Genomic DNA, 22,763 nt, shown 5'->3' on the forward strand with positions numbered 1-22,763 from the left:
TGAATGAGCGACGCGACAAAGAAAAAAAGAGAGTGGCGCAAGGCGGATGGATCGAAGCTGCCGCCCGCTTCCGAGCCGTTGAGCCAACGCGGATCGGATCAGTTGCAAGCCGATCTCTTTGGAAATGGTCCCAATGCCGCCGATCTGCTGAATGCACGGGACCGGGGAGGAGAGTTTTCTCTTTTCGCGCCCGAGGAAAATTCCGCCGATCTGACCGCCGCCGAAAGAGCTATGCGCTTCATGCATAGACTGTCCATTCCCGAGGGGCCGAACGCCGGGAAGCCGGTCAAGCTGGCCCCGTTTCAGCGCCAATTCATCGAAGGCGCAATGGCCCCGGACGTGTCCAACGCCATTCTCAGCATCGGGCGCGGCAATGCCAAAACCGCGCTGACGGCAGGGATCGCTCTGGGCGGTCTGCTGGGCGTGTGGGATCGTCAGCCGCGCCGGGAAATCGTGGTGGCCGCGCGAACCCGTGACCAGGGCAAAATCGCCTGGGACTTTGCAGCCGGTTTCGCGGCGGGCATGTCCTGCGCGTGATCGCGGCGGATGGCAAATCGGCCCTGGGCGGCGCTCCCACAATGGTGATCATGGACGAACGAGGGCATTGGGCGCTGGATCGCGGCGACGAGTTGGAACATGCGCTGTTGTCGGGCATGGGTAAGCGCGGCGGGCGGGCCTTTCTGATCAGCACCAGCGCCAGCGACGACACGCACCCGTTTTCCCGGTGGATCGACGATCCCTTGCCCGGTTCCTATGTCCAGGAGCATCGCCCGTCCCCCGGCTTGCCTGCGGATGATCGGGAATCGCTGCTGATCGCCAATCCCGGTTCGGAATACGGGATCGGCGCGTCCATGGATTGGCTGGAGGCACAGGCCAAACGGGCGATTGCGCGCGGCGGCTCCAGCCTTACCAGTTTCCGGCTCTACAACCGCAATGAACGCGTGTCGGGGGAAACCCGTGAACTGCTGGTTACCATGGACGAATGGCTGGCCTGCGAGACCGCCAATTTGCCCCCGCGCCAGGGCGGCGTGGTGATCGGGATCGACCTGGGCGGATCGGCCTCGATGACGGCGGCGGCGTTCTACTGGCCGGAAACCGGACGGCTGGAATGCCTGGGCACGTTCCCGTCTGCCCCTTCTTTGCTGGATCGGGGCCAGTCCGATGGCGTCTCAGACCGCTATGTCAAAATGCAGGACCGCGGGGAACTGACGGTGCTGGGGGATCGGACGGTGCCGGTGGCCCCATGGCTGGCCGAGGTGTTGCGCCATGTCGAAGGCGAGACCGTCAGCGCAATCACCATGGACCGTTACAAACAGGCCGAGCTGTCCGAAGGGTTGAATCGTGCAGGCATCCGCGCGCCGCTGGCATGGCGGGGGCAGGGGTTCCGCGACGGGGGCGAGGATTGCGAACGCTTTCGCCGGGCGGTGTTTGACGGCCAGGTGAAAGCCGAACCGTCGCTTCTGCTGCGCTCTGCTTTCGCGGATGCGGTCTGCAAACGCGACGACGCCAACAATCTCAAACTCACCAAAGCGCGGTCCACGGGCCGGATCGACGCGGCATCGGCCACGGTGCTGGCCGTCGCCCAGGGCGCACGGATCGCCGCGCAACCCAGACAGAAAGCGAGAATCCATTGGATGACCTGAACGCTTCCCAACTCAATCGCCGTATCCAGTTTCGGCGCGACGTTGGCACCGAAGACGATGGTTTGCGCCGCGTCCCTGATTGGCAAGACCTTGGCGGTCCGGTCTATGCGCGCCGCCGGGATATTTCCGATCAGGAAAAGATACTGGCCGGGATGAAAACGAACATTCTGATCGTCCGATTTATCGTCCGCTCCAGCACGTTGACCCGCGATGTTCTGCACTGGGATCGTGTGGTGCATGAAGGCGATATTTTCGACATCACGGGCATCAAAGAGGTTCCGCCCGGTCGCGCATTCATCGAGTTCACAGCCAAAATGGACCCGTTCTCATGAGTGTCCGGCGTGATCACCACCGCTATTCCAAGCGCGTGACGCGGACCAAACGCTGGCAGGTTCTGCGCATGGAAATTCTGGAACGGGATCGGTTCCGGTGCCGGTCCTGCGGCTGCGGTGGGCGGCTTGAGGTGGACCATATCAAGCCCGTTCGGACCCACCCGGAATTGTCCTACGACCCCGGCAACCTTCAGGCGCTTTGCCCCAGTTGCCACACCCGAAAAACACGGATCGAGTGCGGGCATCCCCCGCCCCGAGAGGACCGCCAGGATTGGCGGAATGCGGTCGAGGCGCTGGAGCGCCCCGGCAAAACCCAACTCAAGCCAAAGGAATGAAGATGCTTGAAAGTGTGAAGATCGCGCGGCGGCAAAGCGAAATCCGCCAGAAACTGTCCGAGCTGGCAGGCAAGGAAAGCCCCAGCGACGACGAGATCCGCAGCATGGAGGATCTGGACCGGGAATACCGCCAGAACGAAACCCGTTACCGCGCGGCGTTGATTGCCGAGGATACAGAACGCCGCGAGGCCGGGGCCGATCTGGAAACCCGTTCTGCGCAGGAATGGGCCGAGATGATGGCCGGGTTCGAGCTGCGTCAGGTTGCGCTGGCCCTGGATGAAGGGCGGCAACTGAGCGGCCAGACCGCCGAGATTGTGCAGGAACTGCGCGAACAGGGCGGGTTCCGGGGTGTGCCGGTGCCGTGGCAAGCGCTGGAAGTCCGCGCCGGGGAAACCGTGGCCGATGGGACGCCGACCCCGACCCAGACGCGCCCGATCATTGACCGGCTGTTCCCCGATAGTGTGGCCGCGCGCATGGGGGCGCAGATGATCAACATTGACGCGGGCGCGGTGGAATGGCCCGTGACCACCTCCAGCGTCACCGCAGGCTGGGCCGATGGCGAGACCGAAAATGTGGCTGGACCCAGCGCCTATGCGACCACGGACAAATCCATGGCGCCGGACCATAACCTTGGCATTCAGATGAAAATCACCCGCAAGGCCCTGAAACAGACCGGCGCAGCACTGGAACAGGCTGTGCGGCGTGACATGAACGGGGCCATGGGCGTCGCGCTGGATCACGCTGTATTCCAGGGCAGCGGGGCCAATGGTCAGCCCTTGGGTGTGATCACCGGCGCGGCCACGTATGGGATCACGTCCACCGCGATTGACGCACAGGCGAGCTGGGCCGCTTTCCGTGCTGCCGTGACCCGGTTCATGACCGCCAATACCGCCGGATCGCCCGATGCGGTGCGCGCCCTGATCCGGCCCGAGCTGTGGGATTATCTGGACGGGGTTCTGATCCCCGGCACCGCCGTGACGGAATGGGATCGCCTGGTGAAGAACATCCCGGCGGGCAATATCGCCATGACGAATAACGGCCTGGCCGAGCCTTCGGGATCGCCCCTGTCCACCTCTTCGCTGCTGACCACCCGCGCGGGCGGCGTGGCTCCACTCTGGTGATCGAGGGCGTGGCCCAGGCAACGGCGGCGGGGATGAACCCCCAACTGGGTCAGAAGCCCGACCAGTTGTCGCCCGATCTGTCCAAATCCATGACGGCCGAGACCCTGACCGCCGCGCGGGCGGGCATCCTCATGGCCTATGGTGTGTTGCCCTCATTGCTGAACCCTGCGGCCACCGGCCCCGTGGTCCGCGAGGCGCAGCGCTAGCTGGCCCTGTGGACCCTGCAACCCGTCGCCCAATTGTTGGCGCAGGAAGCCACCGCCAAGCTGGGCCAGGCCGTGACCGTGGACACGATCCGCCCCTTGCAAGCCTTCGACGCAGGCGGACGCGCCCGTGCTCTGTCGGCAATCGTCAAGACAATGGCCGAAGCCAAAGAGGCGGGCATTCCGCCCGGTGACCTGGCCGGGGCCATGCGCATGGTGGATTGGGGGCAATAGGGAGATCAGCTGCCCTTTAACGCAGCCTCGAAATCGGAGTGCAGCTTGGCAAAGTGGGCTTTCTGGCCCTCAGTGTCGATCAAGGAGTGAAATAGGGGGGATGCGGTGTTGATGACCTCGCATCCGTTCACCTCGATCAGGTTGCCTTCGCGGCCCGTGACCGTCACACTGGTAGTCACCTTGTCATAGCCAGCGTCGGTCAGCTCTAGCATGACCAGCGAGTAATTCCTTCCGCCCTCAATCATCATTTGCTCCTTGTTTTCAAGCGGACGCCCGCGCCTCCACCATTTTCTGCGATAAACTCCACCCCGGCCCCCTCAAGAGCTTCTAGCATCCTGATTTGGGCGGTGGTGGATACGATGCGACGTTCCTTCTCAAAGTCCACGATTGTAGAGAGGCCAAAGCCCGCCGCATTCGCCAATTCTGTCTGTGTCATTCCGATGAGCGCCCGAGCGGCTCGGCATTGTGCAGGTGTCATATCGACAAAAATTGTTGACGCATCGGTCTCACCCCTATATCGACAATAATTGTTGATACCCCCATCAGGAGACCCTGACAATGACTTATGAACGCGCTTGCGCGAACGATGACCTTTGGCCCAATTCACATTTGTTCCGCGACTATCTGCGTCTTAAGGCGGAAGTGCCCTCGGCACTCTTGTTTCTTGAGATGGGGGCTTCCTTGAGGCATGGGGCGCGGACGCCGTTTGTGCCGCTCCGATTTTAGACGTTGCCTTGACCCATCGCGGGGCGCTCAAAGACGGCACTCCCATTCCTATGTGTGCAATGCCTGCCGATAGCCGCTTTGTCTCAGCGGAAGGCTCTGCCGCGCAATTCGTCGGCTCAACCACGCCTTACATCGAGGTACTGGTACGATCTGGCTTTTCAGTAGCAATCGCCGTTTGCCAACCAACCATGCCCGTGACCCGTAAAATCGAATGGATGATTTGGCCGGATTCGAAAAACTCAGGAGGCTCCAAGTCATGTTCGCACATGGTTGGTAGCAGGTGTGGGCAAACACATGCGTGAAGAAGGCATATTTGTGTTTGAGACAAATAGAATTGGCGTTGGTTGATTTGTGTTTTACACAAATAGAATGAAATCTGCTGAGTTTAACAAATTGATCGCCAGCGCATACACGACGCCGGAAAAAACGGTGACGGTATATGCGCCTGCTGAAAGAGGCTGGGTTGCTGACTACCGGCGCGCGAGGGCGGAATGCGCCCGAGATGACGGCCATGGATGCCGCCCGACTTACCTTGGCGATTCTGACAACGGATAGCCCTTCCCAGTGTGTCGAGAGGGTCAAGCGGTTTGGTCAGATCAAGTATTCCCCGACCTTCAAGAAAAGAATCCGTGGCTATGAGGTTATCCAGCCAGATCAATTTTCCGAGCTGTTTCAGGGTGAGACCCTAGAAGAGGTGTTGGCACATATCTTCTCGTTGCCATCAACGGTCGGCATTGAAGCAAGCTGCAAGTGGCACGATGAAAATGTGTTTCATTTGCGCGTTTTCCATTTTGAAGTCCTGGCCGAATTGTACCAATGGAAAATGGAGGGGCGTGAGATTGTTGGGGAATTGGTTGTTCCCTTCAAGGGGGAGGTAATGGTCCGCACCCCTGACGGCTTTCGTCCCGTGGAGGGATACACTCCTATCAAGGGTGGTGTGCGCACTGAACGCTCTATTTCTGGCTCCAGTTTCTTGATGATCGGTGTCGGTCTGTTGCCCGAAGAAGGGCAAGCCTAATGACCGCTCAATTGCCAGATCATTTCAGCCCTGAGGATGTGGCTTCGCACTTTGGGGTTCCCGAGCGGACCTTACGGGAGACTGCGCAGCGTCTGGGGGCGTGCCGCAAGTTGGGCAACAAGATGATCTTGCTGGCCGAAGACATTCAGAAACTCATGGAAGGGATCAGGCAATGCCCCTCACCCTCTACCAGCGCGGCAACATCTGGCACTACCGTGGTTCAGTTGCCGGAAGGCGACTACGAGGGTCTTGCAAAACGTCTGACCGAAAAATCGCTGAGCGCGTCAAAGCCGAAGTCGAAGCCAAAGCCTGGCAGGGTAAATTCGAAGGGCCGGGGGCAGCGTTGACGATGGCCCAGGTCTTCCATGCTTATCTGGATGCTGAAAAACCCGCCCGCTTCTTGCTGAAATTGGCCGCGCATTGGAAAGATACTCCGGTCGCATTGGTGTTCCCCGAGACCATTCGGCAAGCCGCGCGAAAGCTTTATCCTAATGCCAGTGCTGCGACCTGGAACCGGCAGGTTATCAAACCGACGCAAGCCGCGATCAATCACGCAGCTGGGTTGGGTTGGTGTCAGCGGGTTTCTGTGAAGCGTTTCCCGGAAACCAATGCGGTAAAGACCCCGGCGACCCTGGAATGGGTGCAGAGTTTTTACGCACAGGCGGTGATCGACGATCTGCCGCATCTGGGGGCGCTTTGCGTGTTCATGTTTGGCACTGGTGCTCGCGCCGGTGAATCGTGCCGACTGACTTGGACGAATGTGGACCTTGATCGTCGCACCGCAAAGCTCATGCTGTTCAAATCGACCCCGTGGGAACGCACCGCGCATCTCCAGCCGATGCTTGTCAATGCCATCACGGCTATTCCGTCGAACAGAAACCCGGATGATCGTGTGTTCAAATATGCGGGCCGGGGCAGTGTCAAAGGCCCCTGGGCGAACGTCTGTGATCGGGCGGGTATCGAACAATTGACACCGCATTGCTGCCGCCACGGCTTCGCCACCTCGATGCTGCACCGGGGGTTCGATGTGAAAACCGTGGCCGAACGCGGGGGCTGGAAAGATGCGACAACCGTGCTCCGGACTTATGCACATGCACTGACTGATCGCACGGTAACGGATGCCCTGTTTGACACAAAAGTGACACAGCAAGGTGTTGAACGAGATGCAACTAATGGAAAAGAAAGGGAAAAAACGGAATGAGCCGTGACCCTCGTTGGGAGAGGTGTCCCGCTGACCGACGTAAGGGGGGAAGAGAGCTTTCACAACGGTAAAAATGCCGCTATAGCGCCGCTTGAAACGCGATTTGCGACGTCCAACAGCTACGATCGGAAACTTTCTTATGTATGTGGCCACTCTTTTGACTGCTCCTACGGTTCGCAATCTGGATGCGGCGCTGGTTGATTCTCTGCGTAATGCGTGGGGCGGCGGGGATGCCGTGTGGCTGTCTGCGGATGAGGCGGCCGAGTTTCCGCTGGCCAGTTTGCCGGATAATCAGTGGGACGTTTGGGCCGATCTGCAAGGAATGGGGGTGGATCTGGTGATCCAGCCGACCGAGGGCCGCAAAAAGAAGATGCTGCTGGCGGATATGGACAGCACGATGATTCAGCAGGAATGCATCGACGAACTGGCCGACGAGGCCGGTGTGGGCGACCGCGTGAAAGACATCACCGCCCGCGCGATGAACGGCGAACTGGACTTCGAAGGCGCGCTGACCGAACGCGTGGGTCTGCTGAAGGGCCTGCCTGAAGCGATCATCGACAAGGTTCTGGCCGAGCGCATTACCCTGATGCCCGGCGGCAAAGAGCTGGTGGCGACGATGCGCGCCAATGGCGGCTATGCGGCGCTGGTCTCGGGGGGGTTTACGGCGTTCACGGCCAAGGTTGCGCACGAGCTGGGCTTTGATGAGAACCACGCCAATACGCTGCTGGTGGACGGCGGGCAGCTGTCCGGTGACGTGGCTCGGCCTATTCTGGGGCGTCAGGCCAAGGTTGACCAGTTGGAGAAGATCTCGGCCAGGCTGGGGATTACCGAGGCAGACGTGATCGCCGTGGGCGATGGCGCGAACGACCTGGGAATGCTGGGCCGCGCGGGCACGGGCGTTGCACTGCACGCCAAGCCTTCGGTTGCGGCGGAATGTGACGTGCGGATCAACCACGGCGATCTGACCGCCTTGCTGTATGTGCAGGGCTACGCGCGCGATGCGTTCGTGGGGTAAGGCGTCGCCAGTAGCATCGCAGCCTCGAGAAGGGGGCTGAACAGGGTCAACACCAAGAGGCGCCCTATCGGAAGGCGCGGGCTGGCCGCTTTGGGTGGTGGAAGGGGCCTCGGCCCGGTGTGCCTGTGGCCGGGCTGAGGCATGAGTATTTGGATCAGAAAGAAGCCATCAGGCGGCCAGAGCGGCGCGGGTTTGAGTGATCATGAGCGCAGCCTGGGCGGCTTCTTGGCCTTTTTCCACGAAATGCGCGGCGTAGATGGCTGTGTGGTGGGGGGTGTCCTGAAACTGATGCGGAGTCAGGCTGACCGAGAGGACGGGGGTGCCCGTGTCCAGCCCGGCGCGCATCAGACCGTCTACGACGGCCTGGGCCACGAAATCGTGCCGATAGATGCCGCCATCGACGACCAGCGCGGCGGCGGCGACGGCTTTGTACCGTCCCGAGGCGGCCAGATCGCGGGCCAGCAGGGGCATTTCGAAGGCACCTGGGACGTCGTAGACATCTACCTGATCCGGGGGGATCAGCTGACAGAAGCCTGTCAGCGCGTTTTCTACAATGTCTGAGTGCCAGTTGGCCTTGATAAAGGCATAGCGGGTGTGTGTCATCTGGGGCTCCTTTCCTTGTCCGACACGTCACCCAGAGCGTCAAAACGACAAGAAAAGGGCGCGAGTATGCGCGCCTTTTTGTCGTTCTCTTTCATCCGGACTGTGACCGTCGGCTCTGGAATTGCACCAGATCTGCTGACCCCCCGCGAAAGCGGGGGCGCTCGCGGGCTTGGGGCGTGTGCCCCTTACCGCCGGTGGGGAATTTCACCCCGCCCTGAGAACAGGCGGGACGTTAGGGGCCAGAAGGCCCGCAGGCAAGGCTTAACGGCGCAGTTTTTTCAGCAAGGACAGCGAAGGATAGCCATCGGGGGTCATCCCCTGCGCGCGCTGATAGCCGCGCACCGCGTCGATTGTCAGCGGGCCGATCTTGCCGTCCACGCCTTGGGTGCTGAAGCCTTTGGCGGTCAGGCGGCGTTGCAGCTCTTTGCGCTCGGCGAAGGTCAGGGCGCGGTCGCCGCGGGGCCATTTGGCCTGTATCTTGGGGCCACCCTTTAGCCGGTCCGACAGGTGGCCCACCCCGATCACATAGGCATCGGCGGTATTATAGCGTTCAATCACCGAGAAGTTCTTGAAGATCAGGAAGGCCGCGCCCTGCGATCCGGCGGGCAGCAGCAGTGACGCCTGCCCATGGTTGCGCACCGCCCGGCCGTTCATATCCGTCACGCCCAGACGGGCCCATTCGCTGGGCATTTTCTTGATCTTGCGATTGGCCAGCGCGTAGTTGAAATTGCGCGGCAGCTTCACCTCGACGCCCCAGGGCTGACCCGTGACCCAGCCGTGGCGTTTCAGATAGGCGGCGGTTGAGGCCAGCGCATCCGCTGGATTATCCGACCAGATGTCGCGTTTGCCATCGCCGGTGAAATCCACCGCAAAGGCCAGATAGGACGTGGGAATGAATTGCGTATGCCCCATGGCCCCTGCCCAGGATCCGGTCATGTTGCGCGGGGCCACGTCGCCCGATTGCAGGATTTTCAGGGCGGCGATCAGCTGCGCCTCGAAGAATTTACCGCGCCGGCCGTCATAGGCCAGGGTGGCCAGGGCTTCGATGATGTCGGTCTTGCCGCGGTAGGTGCCATAGGCGCTTTCCAGGCCCCAGACGGCGGCCACGACCTCTTTGTCGACGCCGTATTTGGCCTCGATGGCGCGCAGGGTGCGGCCCTGTTCGCGCAGGGCCTTTTTGCCGTTCGACACCCGCGTATCCGAGGCCGCGCTGTCCAGGTATTCCCACAGGGTCTTGGTGAATTCCGATTGGTTGCGGTCGCGCTGGATCACGTCGGTATTATAGCGCACGCCCTGAAACGCCCGATCCAGGGTGCGGTTCGTGATGCCGGCGGCGTTTGCCCGGCCACGGAACCGTTTGATCCAGCGCTGGAACCCGGCATTCGACGTGGAAACGCGCGGCTGATCGGCGCTGGCCAGCGTCACCTGAGAGCGCACCTGCGGCCGCACCTGAGGCCTGGCCGAGCTTGTCAGGATCGCCGGTTGAACGGTTTCGATACGCTCCAGGCCCGGCCGGACCTGAGGACGCAGGGATTCGCTGACGCTGGCCTCGGCCAGGCTCAGGGGCTGCAAAACCAGTGCAGCAAAGAACAATTTGATACGCATTGCCCGGCCTCTTTGTTTTCTTTGACCTTGCACGGATTCTAACGCGAATGTGGCATCGGAGGAAGCAAACAAATACAGCCGCCCCGGAATCCGCGCCGGACCGCTGATCAGTTGCGGCGCTTGCGTTCGACCTTGCGTTTGATTTTGGCCGATTTCTTGCGGGTGCTGGCCTGTTTGCGGCGCGGAGGTTTGCCACGCCCGCGAAAGCCGGTGGGCCCGCGCGGCATGTCTTTGCCGTCCAGGCTGATCAGTTCCAGCGCGATACCGCCGGTGACGGGCAGGGCCTCCAGCAGTTTGACGGTGACGCGCTGGCCGATGCCGATGGTCAGCCCGGTGTCCGAGCCCATCAGCGTGTTGCTGTCGCGATCATAATGGAAATATTCGCGCCCCAGAGACCGCACCGGAATCAGACCATCCGCCCCCGTATCGTCCATCCGCACGAAGACGCCGAACTTGGCCACGCCGCTGATCCGCCCGGTGAATTCGTTGCCCACCCGTTCAGACAGAAAGGCCGCCAGGTAGCGATCGGTGGTGTCGCGCTCGGCCATCATGGATCGGCGCTCGGTGTCGCTGATATGGGTGGCGGTATTTTCCAGCCGCTCGATGTCTTCGGAGGTCAGCCCGTCCTTGCCCCACCCGTGCGAGGAAATCAGCCCCCGGTGCACGATCAGATCCGAATAGCGCCGGATGGGCGAGGTGAAATGCGCATAGTTGCGCAGCGCCAGCCCGAAATGTCCGAAATTCACCGGGCTGTAATAGGCCTGCGTCATCGCCCTGAGGGTGGAGATGTTGATCAGCTCGTCATGGTCGGTGCCCTCGGCAGCGTTCAGCAGCGCGTTCAGGTGACGGGTCTGCAACACCTGCCCCTTGGCCAGCGGCAGCCCGGCAGATTGCGCCGTCTCGCGCAGGGCCTCCAGCTTCTCAGGGGAGGGTTCTTCGTGGACGCGGAACAGCAGTGGGGATTTCTTGGCGATCAGGGTCTCGGCCGCGGCCACATTGGCCAGGATCATGAACTCTTCGATTAGCTTATGCGCGTCCAGCCTGTCACGGAAATTGACCGACAGAACCTTGCCCTCATCCGACAGGATCACTTTGCGCTCGGGCAGGTCCAGATCCAGAGGCTGGCGGGTCTTGCGCGCCCGCACCAGCAGGGCATAGGCCTCATAGAGAGGGTCAATCACGTCCTCCATCAGCGGGCCGCATTTGTCATTGGGGGCGCCATCCCGAGCGGCCTGCACTTCGGCGTAATTCAGCGACGCGACCGAGCGCATCAGCCCGCGCACAAACCGATGCCCGATCTTTTCGCCCTGCGCGTTGATCTGCATCCGCACGGCCACACAGGCGCGCGGCACGCCCTCGTGCAAAGAGCACAGATCGCCCGACAGCCGGTCCGGCAGCATTGGCACCACCCGGTCGGGGAAATAGCTGGAATTGCCACGCTTTTTCGCCTCGCGGTCCAGTGCGCTGCCGGGGGTGACGTAATGCGCCACATCGGCAATGGCGACCCAGATGACATAGCCGCCCTCATTCTTGGGGTCGTCATCCTCGTGCGCCCAGCAGGCGTCATCGTGATCGCGCGCATCGGCCGGATCTATCGTGACCAAGGGCATCTCGCGCATGTCCTCGCGCCCATTCAGGCCGGCGGGTTTCTGCGCGTTGGCCTCTTTGATTACCGCATCGGGGAAATCATCGGGAATGCCATGCTGATGGATCGCGATCAGCGACACGGCGCGCGGCGCTGTCGGATCGCCCAGACGGTTGACGATCCGCGCGCGGGGCAGGCCCAGCCGGCCCTTGGGGCCGCTTTGTTCGGCCTCGACCAGCTCGCCGTCTTTGGCCCCGCCCGAGGCCCCCTCGGGCACCAGCCATTCCTTGCCGTCGCCCTTGTCGATCGGCAGGATACGCCCGCCTTCGGATCCTTTGCGGAACACGCCCAGAACCTTGCGCGGGTTATGCCCGATCCGCCGGATCAGCCGCGCGGTATAGTGATATTCCTCGCCGCGCACCTCTTGTACCCGTGCCAGCACCCGATCCCCGACCCCAAGCGCCGGATCGCTGGCGCGCGGGATAACCAGCACCAGCGGCTCGACCCCTTCGCCCTGCCATTCCATCGGCTTGGCGAAAAGATCCCCATCGGAGCCGATCTCTTGGATTTTCAGCACGCTGACGGGCGGCAGGCGGTCCGGATCGCGATAGGTTTTCTTGCGCTTTTCCAGATGGCCCTCGGCCTCCAGCTCTTTCAGGATCCGTTTCAGATCAATACGCGCAGCGCCCTTGATGCCAAAGGCCTTGGCGATGTCACGTTTCGAAGTAAGGGTCGGGTTCTCCGAGATCCAATCCAGAATCTCGGATTTCGAGGGCAAATGGCTCATGTCTTTGGCCTATCACAGCCGGGAAACGGCGTCATGACGAAAACGCGCCTGCGGGGCTGACAAATCCGCTGCGATATCCACATCGCGCAGCATATCCACCAACGCAACGCGGTGGCCTGAAACGCTGGCGATACTGTCGGCCAGCGCATGGTGCGTGGACCAGCGCACCCCCCGGAACAGAGCAGCGGTCAGGGCTCGGCTGCGTTTCATCCCGACCAGCCAGTAACCGCCATCCGGTGCAGGCCCGAATACGGTGTCATGCGCCCCAAGCGCGGCAAAGGCGCGGGCGATATGCGGGCGAGCCACGTCGGGAATATCCGCGCCGATCACGCAGACGGGGCCGGGGGGCATATTGCGCATTTGCCGGGCCATGCGGTCCCCCAGATTGCCCCGCCCCTGCGGGACGCGGCGTAAATGCACTGGCCAGGCACGGCTGCTGATCGCCCGGTCGGGAGCAACGGCCAGTATGACGCGCCAGCGGGGGTCTTCGATCCGGCGCAGCAGGCGCGCCACCTGATGGCGAAACCACCAGGCCGCAGCGGGCATCCCGATTTCCCGGCCAAGGCGCGTTTTGACCCGCCCGGCGCGCGGCTCTTTGACCATGATCACCAATGTGGGCTTCACAGGGGGCGCTCCATTGGGCAATGCGGAATGCCTGCGTCGTCATATTCCGGGCCGCAGACGCGGAAACCCAGTTTTTCATAGAAACCGATGGCATGGGTCTGTGCGCCCAGCCGGATCGCGTTCAGCCGGATCGCTTCAGGCCCGGATTGTGCGCTTAGCCGGTCAATCCCCGCGCGGACCAGAGCAGCCCCAAGCCCCGTGCCACGCTGCGCGGGCACCACGCAGATACGCCCGATCCGGCCTGTGGCACCTTCGGTCAGCAGCCGTGCCGTACCGGCCGGAGCCCCCGCGACCGTTGCCAGCAGATGCTGGGCAGAAGTGTCCAGATCGTCCCACTCCTCGGCCTCGGGGATGCCCTGTTCCTGAATGAAAACAGCGCGGCGCAGGGCATGGACGTCGGTCAGGTCGCGGACGGTTTCAATCTTCCATGTCACGCGAAATAGTCCTGTAGGATCCGGGCGTAGATGGATTTCAGTTGATGGATCTGCGCCACCTCGACCCGTTCATCGACTTGGTGCATTGTCTTTCCGACCAGGCCGAATTCCACCACCGGACAGTGATGTTGCACGAAACGCGCATCCGAGGTGCCGCCGCTGGTGGACAGCACCGGAACAACCCCGGTTTCCGCCTGAACCGAGGCCGAGACCAGCTGCGAGAGCGCGCCCGGCGGTGTGACAAAGCTCTCGCCCGAGACCTTCAGCGCCATATCCACGGTTACGCCGAATTCATCGGCCACCTTATCCGCCTGGGCGCGCAGCCAGCCTGTCAGGCTGTCGCTGGAATGGGCATCGTTGAAGCGGATATTCACGGTGGCCTTGCTTTGCGCCGGGATCACATTGGTGGCGGGGTTGCCGGTGTCGAAAGTGACCACCGCTAGGGTTGACGGGTCAAAATGATCGGTGCCCCGATCCAGTTCGTGGCTGGCCAGACGATCCACCAGCCGCGCCAGCGCCGGCACCGGGTTTTTCGCCCGGTGCGGATAGGCCGCGTGGCCCTGCACACCCGTCACCGTGAAGAACGCGGTCATCGAGCCTCGGCGCCCGATCTTCATCATCTCGCCCATTTCATTGGGGCAGGTCGGTTCGCCCACCAGGCAGACCGACATCTTTTCGCGCTTGGCCGCCATCCAGTCCAGAATGGCGGTGGTGCCGTCTGTGGCGTCGCCCTCTTCGTCGCCGGTGATGGTGATGATCACTGCACCGTCGGGGGGCGTTTGCGTCACCAGATCCACGGCCGCAGCCACAAAGGCCGCGACACCGGATTTCATGTCAGTTGCCCCGCGGCCCCACATCATGCCGTCTTTGATTTCGGCCCCGAACGGGTCAACCGTCCAGGCCGCCTGATCGCCGATGGGCACCACATCTGTGTGCCCGTTGAACCCAAAGCTGCGCGCATGGCCCTGATCCCCCCAGCGGGCAAACAGATTTGAGACACCGTTGCGATCAATCCGCGTGCAGGCAAAGCCCGCGTGTTCCAGCACGTCTTGCAGCAGCACCAGCGCGCCGCCCTCATTCGGGGTGACCGAGGGGCAGCGGATCAGATCGGCGGTCAGCTGTGCGGCATCAAGGGGCGAGGTCTGGGTATCGGGCATGACTGGTCCTTTTCGTCTTGGCCTAGGGCTATCGCGGTTCGCGGAAATGCGCAAACCCTGCGCAGGGGGGATTCACCTGTTCACAGCCATGTGTTAGAAAAGCGCCGTGTAACCAACACGAAACCGGGCGCACCCGGCCGTCTCAGGGCAGAGCAGAATGCCGCATAGGTCCATAGCTGGTAACTGGATCGGATTGACCGATCGCAGCACCGCGCTGTTTCACAGCGGCGGGATCGACAGGGCTTTGCCTGAGCGCCGGCAATTCTCGCCTGCTGATCTGATGCCGCGCGGCAGCCTGATGCTGGAGGCCGAGGTCTCTGCTCTGGAGCGGCCCGGAGTGCTGCTGGCCTATCACCATCACCACCCGTGGGAGCGCGGCCTGTCGCTCCATGCGCTGCCAGAGGGTGGGATCGCGCTGGTCGTCACGCAGGGGGATCGGGTCTCGCATACGGTGGTGCATCACGGGCAGAACGGGCAGGATCACCGGCTGCGGATCACCTATGTCTGGGACGCCCCGGCACAAAGCGGCCATCTGTCCGTGCACGTACTGGGCACCGAACAGCACGTCCTGCATCCGGTAAAGGCCCCCATTCCCCTAAGCCTGGGGGATATGCAAAAGGCGTTTTCGAGCCATCTGTCCGCGCAATCGCGCACGCACGGGGTGATCTTTGCGGCCCTGTCGGATGGGGCGCAGCCGGTCGGGTGTCTGCCCAGCCTGGCACCGGATGTGCCGGTATCGACAGCAACGGGGTATCGCCCGCTGCACAGTCTGAAACGCGGCGACATGGTGCGCACAACAGGCGGAGAGCTGGTGCCGGTGCTGGCCAATCTGTCATGCCGGATGCCCGCCCGTGCAAGCCTGCACCCGATCCGGCTGCGGGCGCCTTATTTCGGGTTGCAACGGGATATCTCGGTCGCGGCGGATCAAAGGCTCTGTGCTTCGGGGTCGGATGTGGAGTTCCTGTTCGGGGCCCCAACGGTTCTGCTGCCGGCCCAGCATCTGCTGACAGGCGGATTCGCCTATCTGCCGCGCGCCGGTCTGACGCAGACGTGGCACCAGCTGCTCTTGCCCCGGAACGAGCCTCTTCTGGCTGCGGGTGCGCGGGTGCAATCCCTGTATCTGGGGCGTCGGCGCAGGCAGGCCGATCACATCGCGGCCAGCGTATTCGCAGGGCTGGACCGTTCGCGCCTTCCCGAACACGCCAGACCGGCCTTTCCCGTGCTGCGCGCCTACGAGGCCATCACCCTGCTACAACACCGCGCCGCCTGACCCCTGAAAAACTTGCGAAATTTTTGGTTTTCACCTATCCGGTCGATAAGATGGGGAAGAAACATATGTCGCGCATCATTTTCGCCTTGGCACTGGTGGTTGCCTTGTGGCCGGTGAAATCCACGTCACAGGAATTGGTGGTTGGGACGATCACGCGCCCTCCGTTTTCAATGGAGCTGGCGGGGACGGATCTGGGTTTTTCGATTGATCTGTGGCAGGCTCTGGCCTCCTCGATGGGGCGGGACTATCGGTTCGAACGCTTCGACAGCTTTGCCGAAATGCTCAGCGCAGTCGAACACCAAAAGGTGGATCTGGCCATCGCCAATATCTCGATCACCGCCGCCCGCGAAGAGGCCATGGACTTCAGCCAGCCGATCTTTGCCTCGGGGCTGCAAATCATGTCGCCGACGGATCATACTGGCGCGGCGCTTTGGAATACCCTCTTCAAAAAAGAGCTCATTCTCTCGGTGATCCTGGCCTTTGCGGCGCTTCTGGGGGTGGGGATGCTGATGTGGTGGCTGGAAAGACGCCACCAGGAATATTTCGATAAGCCCGCTAAACAGGCGATGTTCCCGGCCTTCTGGTGGGCGCTGAATCTGGTCGTGAACGGCGGTTTCGAAGAACGAGTCCCCCGTACGCCCCTGGGCCGCCTGATGGGGGTGGGGATGGTGATCACCTCATTGTTCTTTGTGTCGGTTTTCGTGGCCTATGTGACCTCTGCCATGACAATCGAGGCAATCACGACCTCAATCAACTCGGTCAACGATCTCTATGGCAAACGAGTCGGCACGGTATCGGGCTCGACTGCGGCGAAATACATGGATGACCGGGGGCTGGATTATCAGGAATATGCCGGGCTGGATCAGATGCTGGCCGGGTTCGAAAACAAAGAACTGGAGGCCGTCGTCTTCGATGCGCCGATTCTGGCCTATTACGTCAAAACCCGTGCGCAGGGGCAGGCGCAAATGAACGGCCCGGTCTTCCTGCGGGAAAACTACGGGATCGCGGCCCCCACCGGCAGCGCCCTGACCGAGGAAATCAACCGGACCCTGCTCAGCTTGCGCGAGAACGGAAAATACAGGGAAATCTACGAAAGCTGGTTTGGCCTGGAACCGCAGTAAACCAGATCACCAAAGCCACCCCTACAGGTCTTCACGGCCCTTTGCCGCTTCTTTCTGATCTTAAATACTCCTGCCAGACCGCCGCAAAAGGCACCAGCATAGCCATGGTCCCCCACCCGTGCAAACCCGCGCGGGCGAGGGGCTGAAACCATGCGATCAGTTGGGTATCAATGCGCGGTCTGCTCGCCCGGATTATCACCATAGAGCGGGGTCATCTGCGCCACGATGACCGAGTTCTCATCCAGCGCGCGCTGCATCAGTTCGCGCTCGGGGCCGGGCACGTCATGGCCCTGCTCCAGCCGTTCTTCCAGCGTGCCATAGCCAGTGACATCCAGCGGCGCCAGATCGGCCTGTTTCAGGATGGCGACGGTTTCGCGCACGGCCTCGGCCTCGTCCACCCCCGAGGCATAGCACATCAGCGCCGCGCCCGAGCTGCCTTTGGGCAGGCCGTCCCCGTCCTTGCGTCCGACCTGTACCAGCAGAGTATAGACCTTCTGCCGCGATTTTTTGGGTTGCTTGCTCATGCGCTGGGCCTTACGCGCTGGGCCTTGCCTGGTCAAGCGGGCTGCGTGGGATTTACTTTAAATCCTTGGTAAATAGGGGCGTGCGATGCGGCCTGTGGCAAGGGTCTGTGAACCCTTTTCCCGTACCCAGAACCAAAGTTGCAGCTTTGGGGAACGGGAATGCCTACAGCGTCTGAATTGCCAATCGACACGTCTGCCTCGGCCATGGATATGGCGGAATCCATGTTCGGTTCGGGGGTTGAAATCGTCTCGGCGGATTATACCGGGCATAATGCGGCCTCGGGCGTCTATTCGAACGGGGATACCGTGGCGCCGAATGTTACGCCTGCCGATACCGGGGTAATCCTGTCTACCGGGCGCGCAACGTCAATCACCAACAGCTCTGGTGATGCGAACACTTCGTCCGGGACTTCGGGCAATATGCGCACGGCCGGCGATGCCGACCTGAATGAGATCGCAGGAGCGAACACCTATGACGCCGCGATTTTCGAGGCGACCTTCGTCCCCGACGGGTCAACCCTGACAATGCAGGTGACATTTTCATCCGAGGAATACCTGGAATATTGCGGATCGGGCTTCAACGATGCGGTCGGGATCTGGGTGAATGGTGTGCAGGCCGAACTGACGATCGGCGACGGTGACATCACCATTAACAACATCAACGACGAATCCAATTCCAACCTGTATATCGACAACCCCGCCAATGATGAGGTCGCCAATACCGAGATGGACGGTTTTACCGTCACACTGTCCCTGAACGCGCCCGTCACTCCGGGCGAGGAAAACACGATCCGCATCGGGATCGCAGATGGCGGGGATCGCTATTATGACAGTAACCTGCTGATTGCAGGCGATTCCGTGCAATGCGCGCTGGTGGCTGGGGATGATGACATCTCGGTGCAGGTGGATGGGTCGGGCACCTTTGATCTGCTGGGCAATGACAGCTCGTCCGCCGGGCCGACCTTGACGATCACAATGATCAACGGGCAGCCCGTCGTGGCGGGGGATACTGTGACCCTGGCAACCGGCGAGGTGATCGTGCTGAACCCAGACGGGACGATCACCCTATGGGCTGACGATGAGGACGGCACCAGCGTTTTCACCTATGAGGTAACGGACGCGGATGGCAACACAGATATCGGCTATGTCACGGTGGAAACGACCCCCTGTTTCACCGCCGGGTCTGTGGTGCAGACGCCCAATGGCCCGGTCGCGGTGGAAACGCTTTGTCCGGGGGATCTGGTGCTGACACGTGACAACGGATTGCAGCCTCTGCGCTGGATTGGTGTGTCGAAATGCTTTGCCGCGGGGCAGGATGCCCCGGTCCGCATTGCCGAAGGCACATTTGGTGCGCATCAAACGGTCGAGTTTTCGCCAAATCACCGGGTTTTGTACCGCTCAGAGCGGGCGACGCTGCTGTTCGGCGAACCCGAGGTGCTGGTCAAGGCGCGGGATTTGCTGAATGGCACGACGGTGACGCTGCGCCGGGACGGACGGCCCGTCACCTATGTGCATCTGCTGTTCGACCGGCATGAGATCGTGACAGCCAATGGCCTGGCCAGCGAAAGCTACCACCCCGGACAAGAGACGCTGAACAGTTTTGATGCGGACACGCGCGCGGAAATTCTGCGCCTGATGCCAGGGCTCGCGGATTTCGAAGGGGTTGAGTATGGCCCGGCGGCGCGACTGGCCCTGCGCCCGTATGAGGCCCAGGTGCTGCTGGCCAGCGCATAAAACGCGCCCTGACAGAACAGGGCGCGTTTTGAAAAGGGGCTGCGATCAGTCGCGCAGCAGCTCGTTGATCGAGGTTTTCGAGCGGGTCTTCGCATCCACGCGCTTCACGATCACGGCGCAATACAGGCTGATCCCGTTTTTCGAGGGCATCGAACCGGACACAACCACCGAGCCTGCGGGAACTTCGCCATACATCACTTCGCCGGTTTCACGGTCGACGATCTTGGTGGACTGGCCGATATAGACGCCCATCCCCAGAACCGAGCCTTCGCGCACAATGCAGCCTTCCACCACTTCAGAACGCGCGCCGATAAAGCAGTTGTCCTCGATGATGGTGGGGCCGGCCTGCATGGGCTCCAGCACGCCGCCGATGCCAACGCCGCCCGACAGGTGCACGTTTTTACCGATCTGCGCGCAGCTGCCGACGGTGGCCCAGGTGTCAACCATGGTGCCTTCGTCAACGAATGCGCCCAGGTTCACAAAGGACGGCATCAGCACCACACCCGGCGCGATATAGGCGGATTTGCGGACCACGGCATTGGGCACGGCGCGGAATCCGGCGGCGCCGAACTCTTCAGCGCCCCAGCCTTTGAATTTGCTATCGACCTTGTCCCACCAGGTGCCGCCCTGCGGCCCGCCGGTCTGGATTTCCATGTCCTTGATGCGGAACCCCAGCAGCACGGCCTTTTTGGCCCACTGGTTCACGTGCCAGTCACCGTTTTCCAGCTTCTCAGCGACGCGCAGCTTACCCGAATCCAGCGCGTTCAGCGTGTCCTCGATGGCGTCGCGGGTTTCGCCGGTGGTGGCGGGGGTGATGGTGTCGCGCGCGTCCCACGCGGCTTCGATTGCAGCTTCCAGCTGGGCATTCGACATGGGTCTCTCCCTAGGTCAGGTTTTCCGGTTGGCCCAAGCCTATAGATGGCCGGGGCGCGGCGCGCAATGCGTCCGTCGGTCCAAGCCGCTGGTCAATACGGACAGAGCGCGCTAGGTCTTAGGCAAAAGCGTAGCAGGAATTCGATTATGAAAGACGACCGTACCAGCCCGTTTCGGGATGCTCATGTTGACCGGACAACCGCGCGTGAGGTGCCGGATACGCCGCAGACGCGGGCGCCCTCGTATAAGCTGGCCTTCGATGATTTCGATTTCATGTGCCGAGACGAGCTGCGCCCCGTGCGGTTGCAACTGGAACTGCTGAAACCGCAGCTGATGATGGATGAATACGGGGTCGAAAGCACGGTTGTGCTGTTTGGCGGCGCGCGGGTGCCGGCGCCTGAAAACAAGGGGCAGGCGCGGACGCAGACTTTGGCGGATCTGTCGAAATACTATGATGAGGCGCGAAAGTTTGCGCAATTGGTGACCCGCGAATCGCTGGAAACCGGGCGGCATGACAACATCATCTGCACGGGTGGCGGGCCTGGCGTAATGGAAGCGGGAAACAAAGGCGCCGAAGAGGCAGGCGGGATCTCGATCGGGCTGAATATCGTGCTGCCGCATGAACAGGCCCCGAATGCGCACGTGACGCCGGACCTGTGCTTCAACTTCCACTATTTCGCGATCCGCAAGATGCATTTCCTGATGCGCGCCAATGCGATCTGCGTTTTCCCGGGTGGGTTTGGCACCATGGACGAGATGTTCGAGGCGCTGACCTTGATCCAGACGGGCCGGATGAAACGCGTGCCCTTCCTGCTGTTCGGGCAAGAGTTCTGGGAAAAGATCATCAACTGGGAGGCCCTGGCGGATGCCGGCACGATCAGCCCGGATGATCTGGAGCTGTTCCGCTATGTCGAAACTGCCGAAGAGGCGTTCGAGGCCCTGCACAACTGGGATGGTGCGGGCCAGAAACGAGATGTGATACCGGGTCGTTAGTGCAGCAGCTCGGTGGGGACGGCGCAAATCTCTTGCTGACGCAGGTTTGCGATGACCTCGCCGTGGTCGGTGTCCATGACCTTGTAGCCATAGCCCTTCAGGCGGAATTTCCATTCGCGCACGGACACGGATTTTTCGCGCTCGGCGCGGATCAGTTCCAGGACCGAGTTGGTCAGGTCGGGGGTGATGGTCTCGATTTTCTGCATTGGACTGTCTCCAGTTTTAACTTGTTACTGGAAACAGTTTGTTGCTGGATTGAGGCCGGAAATGCCCCGGATTGGGGCATTAATGTGAAAATGTGAAACAGTTTGGGGTCTGGCGCGTTATTGTTGCGCGACGCCCGCCTCAGCCTCGATCTGCTTGCGGGATTTACGCGCGCGTTCGGTGGCCGATTTCAGCTGACCGCAGGCGGCCATGATGTCCTCGCCGCGGGGGGTGCGGATGGGGCTGGCGTAGCCGGCCTTATAGATGATGTCGGCGAATTTCTCGATCCGCGACCAGTCCGAGCGCTGATAGGGCGAGCCGGGCCATTCGTTGAACGGGATCAGGTTGATCTTGGCGGGGATGCCCTGGATCAGCTTGACCAGACGGCGGGCGTCTTCATCCGTGTCATTCACGTCCTTCAGCATCACATATTCAAAGGTGATGCGTTCGGAATTCGACAGCTTGGGATAGGCGCGCAGGGCATCCAGCAGTTCGGCAATATTCCAGCGCTTGTTGATCGGCACCAGCTTATCGCGCACCTCGTCCGTGGTGGCGTGAAAGCTGACGGCCAGCAGGCAACCGATTTCCTCGGCGGTTTTGGCAATTTCAGGCACCACGCCGCTGGTGGACAGGGTGATGCGGCGGCGGGACAGGGAAATCCCCTCGCCATCCATCGCGATCTTCATCGCGTCGCGCACGTTATCGAAATTGTACAGCGGTTCGCCCATGCCCATCAGCACGATGTTCGACAGCAGCCGAGGCCCGGATTCGCCCGTGCCGACGCCCGGTTCGGGCCATTCGCCCAGATCGTCGCGGGCCATCATGATCTGGCCGACAATCTCGCCCGAGGTCAGGTTCCGCACCAGTTTCTGCGTGCCCGTATGGCAGAAGGAACAAGTCAGCGTACACCCCACCTGAGAGCTGACACATAGTGTGCCGCGATCGGTTTCGGGGATATAGACCACCTCGACCTCGTGGCCGCCTGCAATCCGCACCAGGTATTTGCGGGTGCCATCCATGCTGACCTGCTTGGACACCATTTCAGGGATTTCGATCACGAAATTCTCGGCCAGTTGGGCGCGGTAGGCCTTGGCCAGGTTAGTCATCGCCGCAAAGTCGCGCACGCCCCATTGATAGATCCACTGCCAGATCTGATTCACCCGCATCTTGGCCTGCTTTTCGGGCGTGCCAATCGACAGCAGCGCCTGACGCAGCTGATCACGGGTGAGCCCGACAAGGTTCACCGGACCCTCGGGGGCCTTACGGGGAATGGTCATTACGTCCTGGGTGATCGGAGCCTGGGCCGACATCGCGCTATTCCTTTTTCGGGATGAGCCGGGGTCATACAGGATTCTTCGCAGAATGCCAAAACATATGTTTCCAACGGTAAAGGCCCCCGAAATCCGAGGGCCCATTCAGTC

Annotated in this window: 26 protein-coding genes, 1 pseudogene and 1 riboswitch; of the genes and pseudogenes, 15 read left to right on the top strand and 12 right to left on the bottom strand. The window is 61.6% G+C overall.

Annotation, left to right across the window (positions count from 1 at the left end; all coding sequences use genetic code 11):
• Positions 1-3 precede the first annotated feature (3 nt).
• The 7 genes from ACP15O_RS10535 to ACP15O_RS10565 are packed head-to-tail and all read left to right on the top strand — an operon-like array spanning position 4 to position 3,868.
• Positions 4-537: a hypothetical protein gene (locus tag ACP15O_RS10535; RefSeq protein WP_425096058.1), complete on the top strand. Its 534-nt coding sequence runs from the start codon at positions 4-6 to the stop codon at positions 535-537.
• Positions 534-1,643 (top strand): terminase TerL endonuclease subunit, encoded by a 1,110-nt coding sequence (locus tag ACP15O_RS10540; RefSeq protein WP_425096059.1) that lies wholly within the window; start codon positions 534-536, stop codon positions 1,641-1,643. The genes ACP15O_RS10535 and ACP15O_RS10540 overlap by 4 nt, the downstream gene beginning before the upstream one ends.
• A complete protein-coding gene (locus ACP15O_RS10545; protein WP_425096060.1) occupies positions 1,631-1,975 on the top strand; it encodes a head-tail adaptor protein in 345 nt (114 codons plus the stop codon). Before ACP15O_RS10540 ends, ACP15O_RS10545 begins: the two co-directional genes overlap by 13 nt.
• Positions 1,972-2,310: an HNH endonuclease gene (locus ACP15O_RS10550; protein ID WP_425096061.1), complete on the top strand. Its 339-nt coding sequence runs from the start codon at positions 1,972-1,974 to the stop codon at positions 2,308-2,310. The genes ACP15O_RS10545 and ACP15O_RS10550 overlap by 4 nt, the downstream gene beginning before the upstream one ends.
• A 2-nt stretch (positions 2,311-2,312) precedes the next feature.
• Positions 2,313-3,431 (top strand): phage major capsid protein, encoded by a 1,119-nt coding sequence (locus tag ACP15O_RS10555; RefSeq protein WP_425096062.1) that lies wholly within the window; start codon positions 2,313-2,315, stop codon positions 3,429-3,431.
• A 32-nt stretch (positions 3,432-3,463) separates the two neighbouring features.
• Positions 3,464-3,637, top strand: coding sequence for a hypothetical protein (locus ACP15O_RS10560; RefSeq protein WP_425096063.1), 174 nt, complete (start codon positions 3,464-3,466; stop codon positions 3,635-3,637).
• A gap of 36 nt (positions 3,638-3,673) precedes the next feature.
• The gene (locus ACP15O_RS10565; protein WP_425096064.1) at positions 3,674-3,868 is read left to right on the top strand and encodes a hypothetical protein; all 195 of its coding nucleotides are present in this window, start codon (positions 3,674-3,676) and stop codon (positions 3,866-3,868) included.
• Between the two features lie 5 nt (positions 3,869-3,873).
• Here ACP15O_RS10565 and ACP15O_RS10570 read toward each other — a convergent pair whose 3' ends face one another.
• Positions 3,874-4,113 (bottom strand): hypothetical protein, encoded by a 240-nt coding sequence (locus ACP15O_RS10570; RefSeq protein WP_425096065.1) that lies wholly within the window; start codon positions 4,111-4,113, stop codon positions 3,874-3,876.
• Complete coding sequence (locus tag ACP15O_RS10575; RefSeq protein ID WP_425096286.1) at positions 4,113-4,346, bottom strand: helix-turn-helix domain-containing protein; 234 nt, start codon at positions 4,344-4,346, stop codon at positions 4,113-4,115. Before ACP15O_RS10575 ends, ACP15O_RS10570 begins: the two co-directional genes overlap by 1 nt.
• A 205-nt stretch (positions 4,347-4,551) precedes the next feature.
• On the opposite strand from ACP15O_RS10575, the pseudogene ACP15O_RS10580 reads away from it, so the two are divergent.
• The 4 genes and pseudogenes from ACP15O_RS10580 to serB form a co-directional block, all read left to right on the top strand.
• Positions 4,552-4,896, top strand: a pseudogene (locus tag ACP15O_RS10580) (hypothetical protein); the annotation flags it as partial.
• 137 nt (positions 4,897-5,033) lie between these two features.
• Positions 5,034-5,612: a hypothetical protein gene (locus tag ACP15O_RS10585; protein WP_425096066.1), complete on the top strand. Its 579-nt coding sequence runs from the start codon at positions 5,034-5,036 to the stop codon at positions 5,610-5,612.
• 172 nt (positions 5,613-5,784) lie between these two features.
• The gene (locus tag ACP15O_RS10590; protein WP_425096067.1) at positions 5,785-6,813 is read left to right on the top strand and encodes a tyrosine-type recombinase/integrase; all 1,029 of its coding nucleotides are present in this window, start codon (positions 5,785-5,787) and stop codon (positions 6,811-6,813) included.
• A 139-nt stretch (positions 6,814-6,952) separates the two neighbouring features.
• Complete coding sequence (gene serB, locus ACP15O_RS10595) at positions 6,953-7,828, top strand: phosphoserine phosphatase SerB (RefSeq protein WP_425096068.1); 876 nt, start codon at positions 6,953-6,955, stop codon at positions 7,826-7,828.
• Positions 7,829-7,996: 168 nt separating this feature from the next.
• On the opposite strand, the gene ACP15O_RS10600 is transcribed toward serB, so the two are convergent.
• From ACP15O_RS10600 to dapE, 6 genes are all read right to left on the bottom strand, one after another.
• On the bottom strand, positions 7,997-8,431 hold the full coding sequence (locus ACP15O_RS10600) for a 6,7-dimethyl-8-ribityllumazine synthase (RefSeq protein WP_425096069.1): 435 nt from the start codon (positions 8,429-8,431) through the stop codon (positions 7,997-7,999).
• A 79-nt stretch (positions 8,432-8,510) separates the two neighbouring features.
• A riboswitch (FMN riboswitch) is annotated at positions 8,511-8,657 on the bottom strand.
• 35 nt (positions 8,658-8,692) lie between these two features.
• On the bottom strand, positions 8,693-10,036 hold the full coding sequence (locus ACP15O_RS10605) for a lytic murein transglycosylase (RefSeq protein WP_425096070.1): 1,344 nt from the start codon (positions 10,034-10,036) through the stop codon (positions 8,693-8,695).
• Between the two features lie 107 nt (positions 10,037-10,143).
• Positions 10,144-12,408, bottom strand: coding sequence for a ribonuclease R (rnr, locus tag ACP15O_RS10610; protein WP_425096071.1), 2,265 nt, complete (start codon positions 12,406-12,408; stop codon positions 10,144-10,146).
• Between the two features lie 12 nt (positions 12,409-12,420).
• Complete coding sequence (locus ACP15O_RS10615) at positions 12,421-13,032, bottom strand: TIGR04282 family arsenosugar biosynthesis glycosyltransferase (protein WP_425096072.1); 612 nt, start codon at positions 13,030-13,032, stop codon at positions 12,421-12,423.
• Positions 13,029-13,466 (bottom strand): GNAT family N-acetyltransferase, encoded by a 438-nt coding sequence (locus ACP15O_RS10620; protein ID WP_425096073.1) that lies wholly within the window; start codon positions 13,464-13,466, stop codon positions 13,029-13,031. The genes ACP15O_RS10615 and ACP15O_RS10620 overlap by 4 nt, the downstream gene beginning before the upstream one ends.
• Positions 13,463-14,623, bottom strand: a complete 1,161-nt coding sequence (dapE, locus tag ACP15O_RS10625) for a succinyl-diaminopimelate desuccinylase (protein ID WP_425096074.1) — start codon at positions 14,621-14,623, stop codon at positions 13,463-13,465. The genes ACP15O_RS10620 and dapE overlap by 4 nt, the downstream gene beginning before the upstream one ends.
• A 157-nt stretch (positions 14,624-14,780) precedes the next feature.
• On the opposite strand from dapE, the gene ACP15O_RS10630 reads away from it, so the two are divergent.
• Positions 14,781-15,893, top strand: coding sequence for a Hint domain-containing protein (locus tag ACP15O_RS10630; protein ID WP_425096075.1), 1,113 nt, complete (start codon positions 14,781-14,783; stop codon positions 15,891-15,893).
• Positions 15,894-15,958: 65 nt separating this feature from the next.
• Positions 15,959-17,014 carry a transporter substrate-binding domain-containing protein gene (locus ACP15O_RS10635; protein WP_425096077.1) on the top strand — a complete coding sequence of 352 codons (1,056 nt, stop codon included), beginning with the start codon at positions 15,959-15,961 and terminating at the stop codon, positions 17,012-17,014.
• A gap of 167 nt (positions 17,015-17,181) precedes the next feature.
• Here the strand turns inward: ACP15O_RS10635 and ACP15O_RS10640 are convergent, their stop codons facing one another.
• Positions 17,182-17,538 carry a hypothetical protein gene (locus ACP15O_RS10640; protein ID WP_425096078.1) on the bottom strand — a complete coding sequence of 119 codons (357 nt, stop codon included), beginning with the start codon at positions 17,536-17,538 and terminating at the stop codon, positions 17,182-17,184.
• Between the two features lie 159 nt (positions 17,539-17,697).
• Between ACP15O_RS10640 and ACP15O_RS10645 the strand changes: the two genes are divergently transcribed.
• Positions 17,698-19,272: a choice-of-anchor L domain-containing protein gene (locus tag ACP15O_RS10645; protein WP_425096079.1), complete on the top strand. Its 1,575-nt coding sequence runs from the start codon at positions 17,698-17,700 to the stop codon at positions 19,270-19,272.
• Between the two features lie 45 nt (positions 19,273-19,317).
• On the opposite strand, the gene dapD is transcribed toward ACP15O_RS10645, so the two are convergent.
• Positions 19,318-20,145, bottom strand: coding sequence for a 2,3,4,5-tetrahydropyridine-2,6-dicarboxylate N-succinyltransferase (gene dapD, locus ACP15O_RS10650; protein WP_425096080.1), 828 nt, complete (start codon positions 20,143-20,145; stop codon positions 19,318-19,320).
• Positions 20,146-20,292: 147 nt separating this feature from the next.
• Between dapD and ACP15O_RS10655 the strand changes: the two genes are divergently transcribed.
• Positions 20,293-21,138, top strand: coding sequence for an LOG family protein (locus ACP15O_RS10655; RefSeq protein WP_425096081.1), 846 nt, complete (start codon positions 20,293-20,295; stop codon positions 21,136-21,138).
• Here ACP15O_RS10655 and ACP15O_RS10660 read toward each other — a convergent pair.
• Both ACP15O_RS10660 and rlmN read right to left on the bottom strand, forming a co-directional pair.
• Positions 21,135-21,344 (bottom strand): hypothetical protein, encoded by a 210-nt coding sequence (locus tag ACP15O_RS10660; RefSeq protein WP_425096082.1) that lies wholly within the window; start codon positions 21,342-21,344, stop codon positions 21,135-21,137. The two genes, ACP15O_RS10655 and ACP15O_RS10660, sit on opposite strands and share 4 nt — an antisense overlap.
• A 117-nt stretch (positions 21,345-21,461) precedes the next feature.
• The gene (gene rlmN, locus ACP15O_RS10665) at positions 21,462-22,652 is read right to left on the bottom strand and encodes a dual-specificity RNA methyltransferase RlmN (RefSeq protein WP_425096083.1); all 1,191 of its coding nucleotides are present in this window, start codon (positions 22,650-22,652) and stop codon (positions 21,462-21,464) included.
• Positions 22,653-22,763: the final 111 nt, after the last annotated feature.

Source organism: Youngimonas ophiurae (nom. illeg.) (assembly GCF_049803795.1).
Lineage (GTDB): Bacteria > Pseudomonadota > Alphaproteobacteria > Rhodobacterales > Rhodobacteraceae > Thalassobius.

Coding starts and splice junctions, on each gene's coding strand:
- ACP15O_RS10535 (WP_425096058.1), top strand. CDS start 4: ATGAGCGACGCGACAAAGAAAAAAAGAGAGTGGCGCAAGGCGGATGGA.
- ACP15O_RS10550 (WP_425096061.1), top strand. CDS start 1,972: ATGAGTGTCCGGCGTGATCACCACCGCTATTCCAAGCGCGTGACGCGG.
- ACP15O_RS10555 (WP_425096062.1), top strand. CDS start 2,313: ATGCTTGAAAGTGTGAAGATCGCGCGGCGGCAAAGCGAAATCCGCCAG.
- ACP15O_RS10560 (WP_425096063.1), top strand. CDS start 3,464: ATGAACCCCCAACTGGGTCAGAAGCCCGACCAGTTGTCGCCCGATCTG.
- ACP15O_RS10570 (WP_425096065.1), bottom strand. CDS start 4,113: ATGATTGAGGGCGGAAGGAATTACTCGCTGGTCATGCTAGAGCTGACC.
- ACP15O_RS10575 (WP_425096286.1), bottom strand. CDS start 4,346: ATGACACCTGCACAATGCCGAGCCGCTCGGGCGCTCATCGGAATGACA.
- ACP15O_RS10585 (WP_425096066.1), top strand. CDS start 5,034: ATGCGCCTGCTGAAAGAGGCTGGGTTGCTGACTACCGGCGCGCGAGGG.
- ACP15O_RS10590 (WP_425096067.1), top strand. CDS start 5,785: ATGCCCCTCACCCTCTACCAGCGCGGCAACATCTGGCACTACCGTGGT.
- serB (WP_425096068.1), top strand. CDS start 6,953: ATGTATGTGGCCACTCTTTTGACTGCTCCTACGGTTCGCAATCTGGAT.
- ACP15O_RS10600 (WP_425096069.1), bottom strand. CDS start 8,431: ATGACACACACCCGCTATGCCTTTATCAAGGCCAACTGGCACTCAGAC.
- ACP15O_RS10605 (WP_425096070.1), bottom strand. CDS start 10,036: ATGCGTATCAAATTGTTCTTTGCTGCACTGGTTTTGCAGCCCCTGAGC.
- rnr (WP_425096071.1), bottom strand. CDS start 12,408: ATGAGCCATTTGCCCTCGAAATCCGAGATTCTGGATTGGATCTCGGAG.
- dapE (WP_425096074.1), bottom strand. CDS start 14,623: ATGCCCGATACCCAGACCTCGCCCCTTGATGCCGCACAGCTGACCGCC.
- ACP15O_RS10630 (WP_425096075.1), top strand. CDS start 14,781: ATGCCGCATAGGTCCATAGCTGGTAACTGGATCGGATTGACCGATCGC.
- ACP15O_RS10635 (WP_425096077.1), top strand. CDS start 15,959: ATGTCGCGCATCATTTTCGCCTTGGCACTGGTGGTTGCCTTGTGGCCG.
- ACP15O_RS10640 (WP_425096078.1), bottom strand. CDS start 17,538: ATGAGCAAGCAACCCAAAAAATCGCGGCAGAAGGTCTATACTCTGCTG.
- ACP15O_RS10645 (WP_425096079.1), top strand. CDS start 17,698: ATGCCTACAGCGTCTGAATTGCCAATCGACACGTCTGCCTCGGCCATG.
- dapD (WP_425096080.1), bottom strand. CDS start 20,145: ATGTCGAATGCCCAGCTGGAAGCTGCAATCGAAGCCGCGTGGGACGCG.
- ACP15O_RS10655 (WP_425096081.1), top strand. CDS start 20,293: ATGAAAGACGACCGTACCAGCCCGTTTCGGGATGCTCATGTTGACCGG.
- ACP15O_RS10660 (WP_425096082.1), bottom strand. CDS start 21,344: ATGCAGAAAATCGAGACCATCACCCCCGACCTGACCAACTCGGTCCTG.
- rlmN (WP_425096083.1), bottom strand. CDS start 22,652: ATGTCGGCCCAGGCTCCGATCACCCAGGACGTAATGACCATTCCCCGT.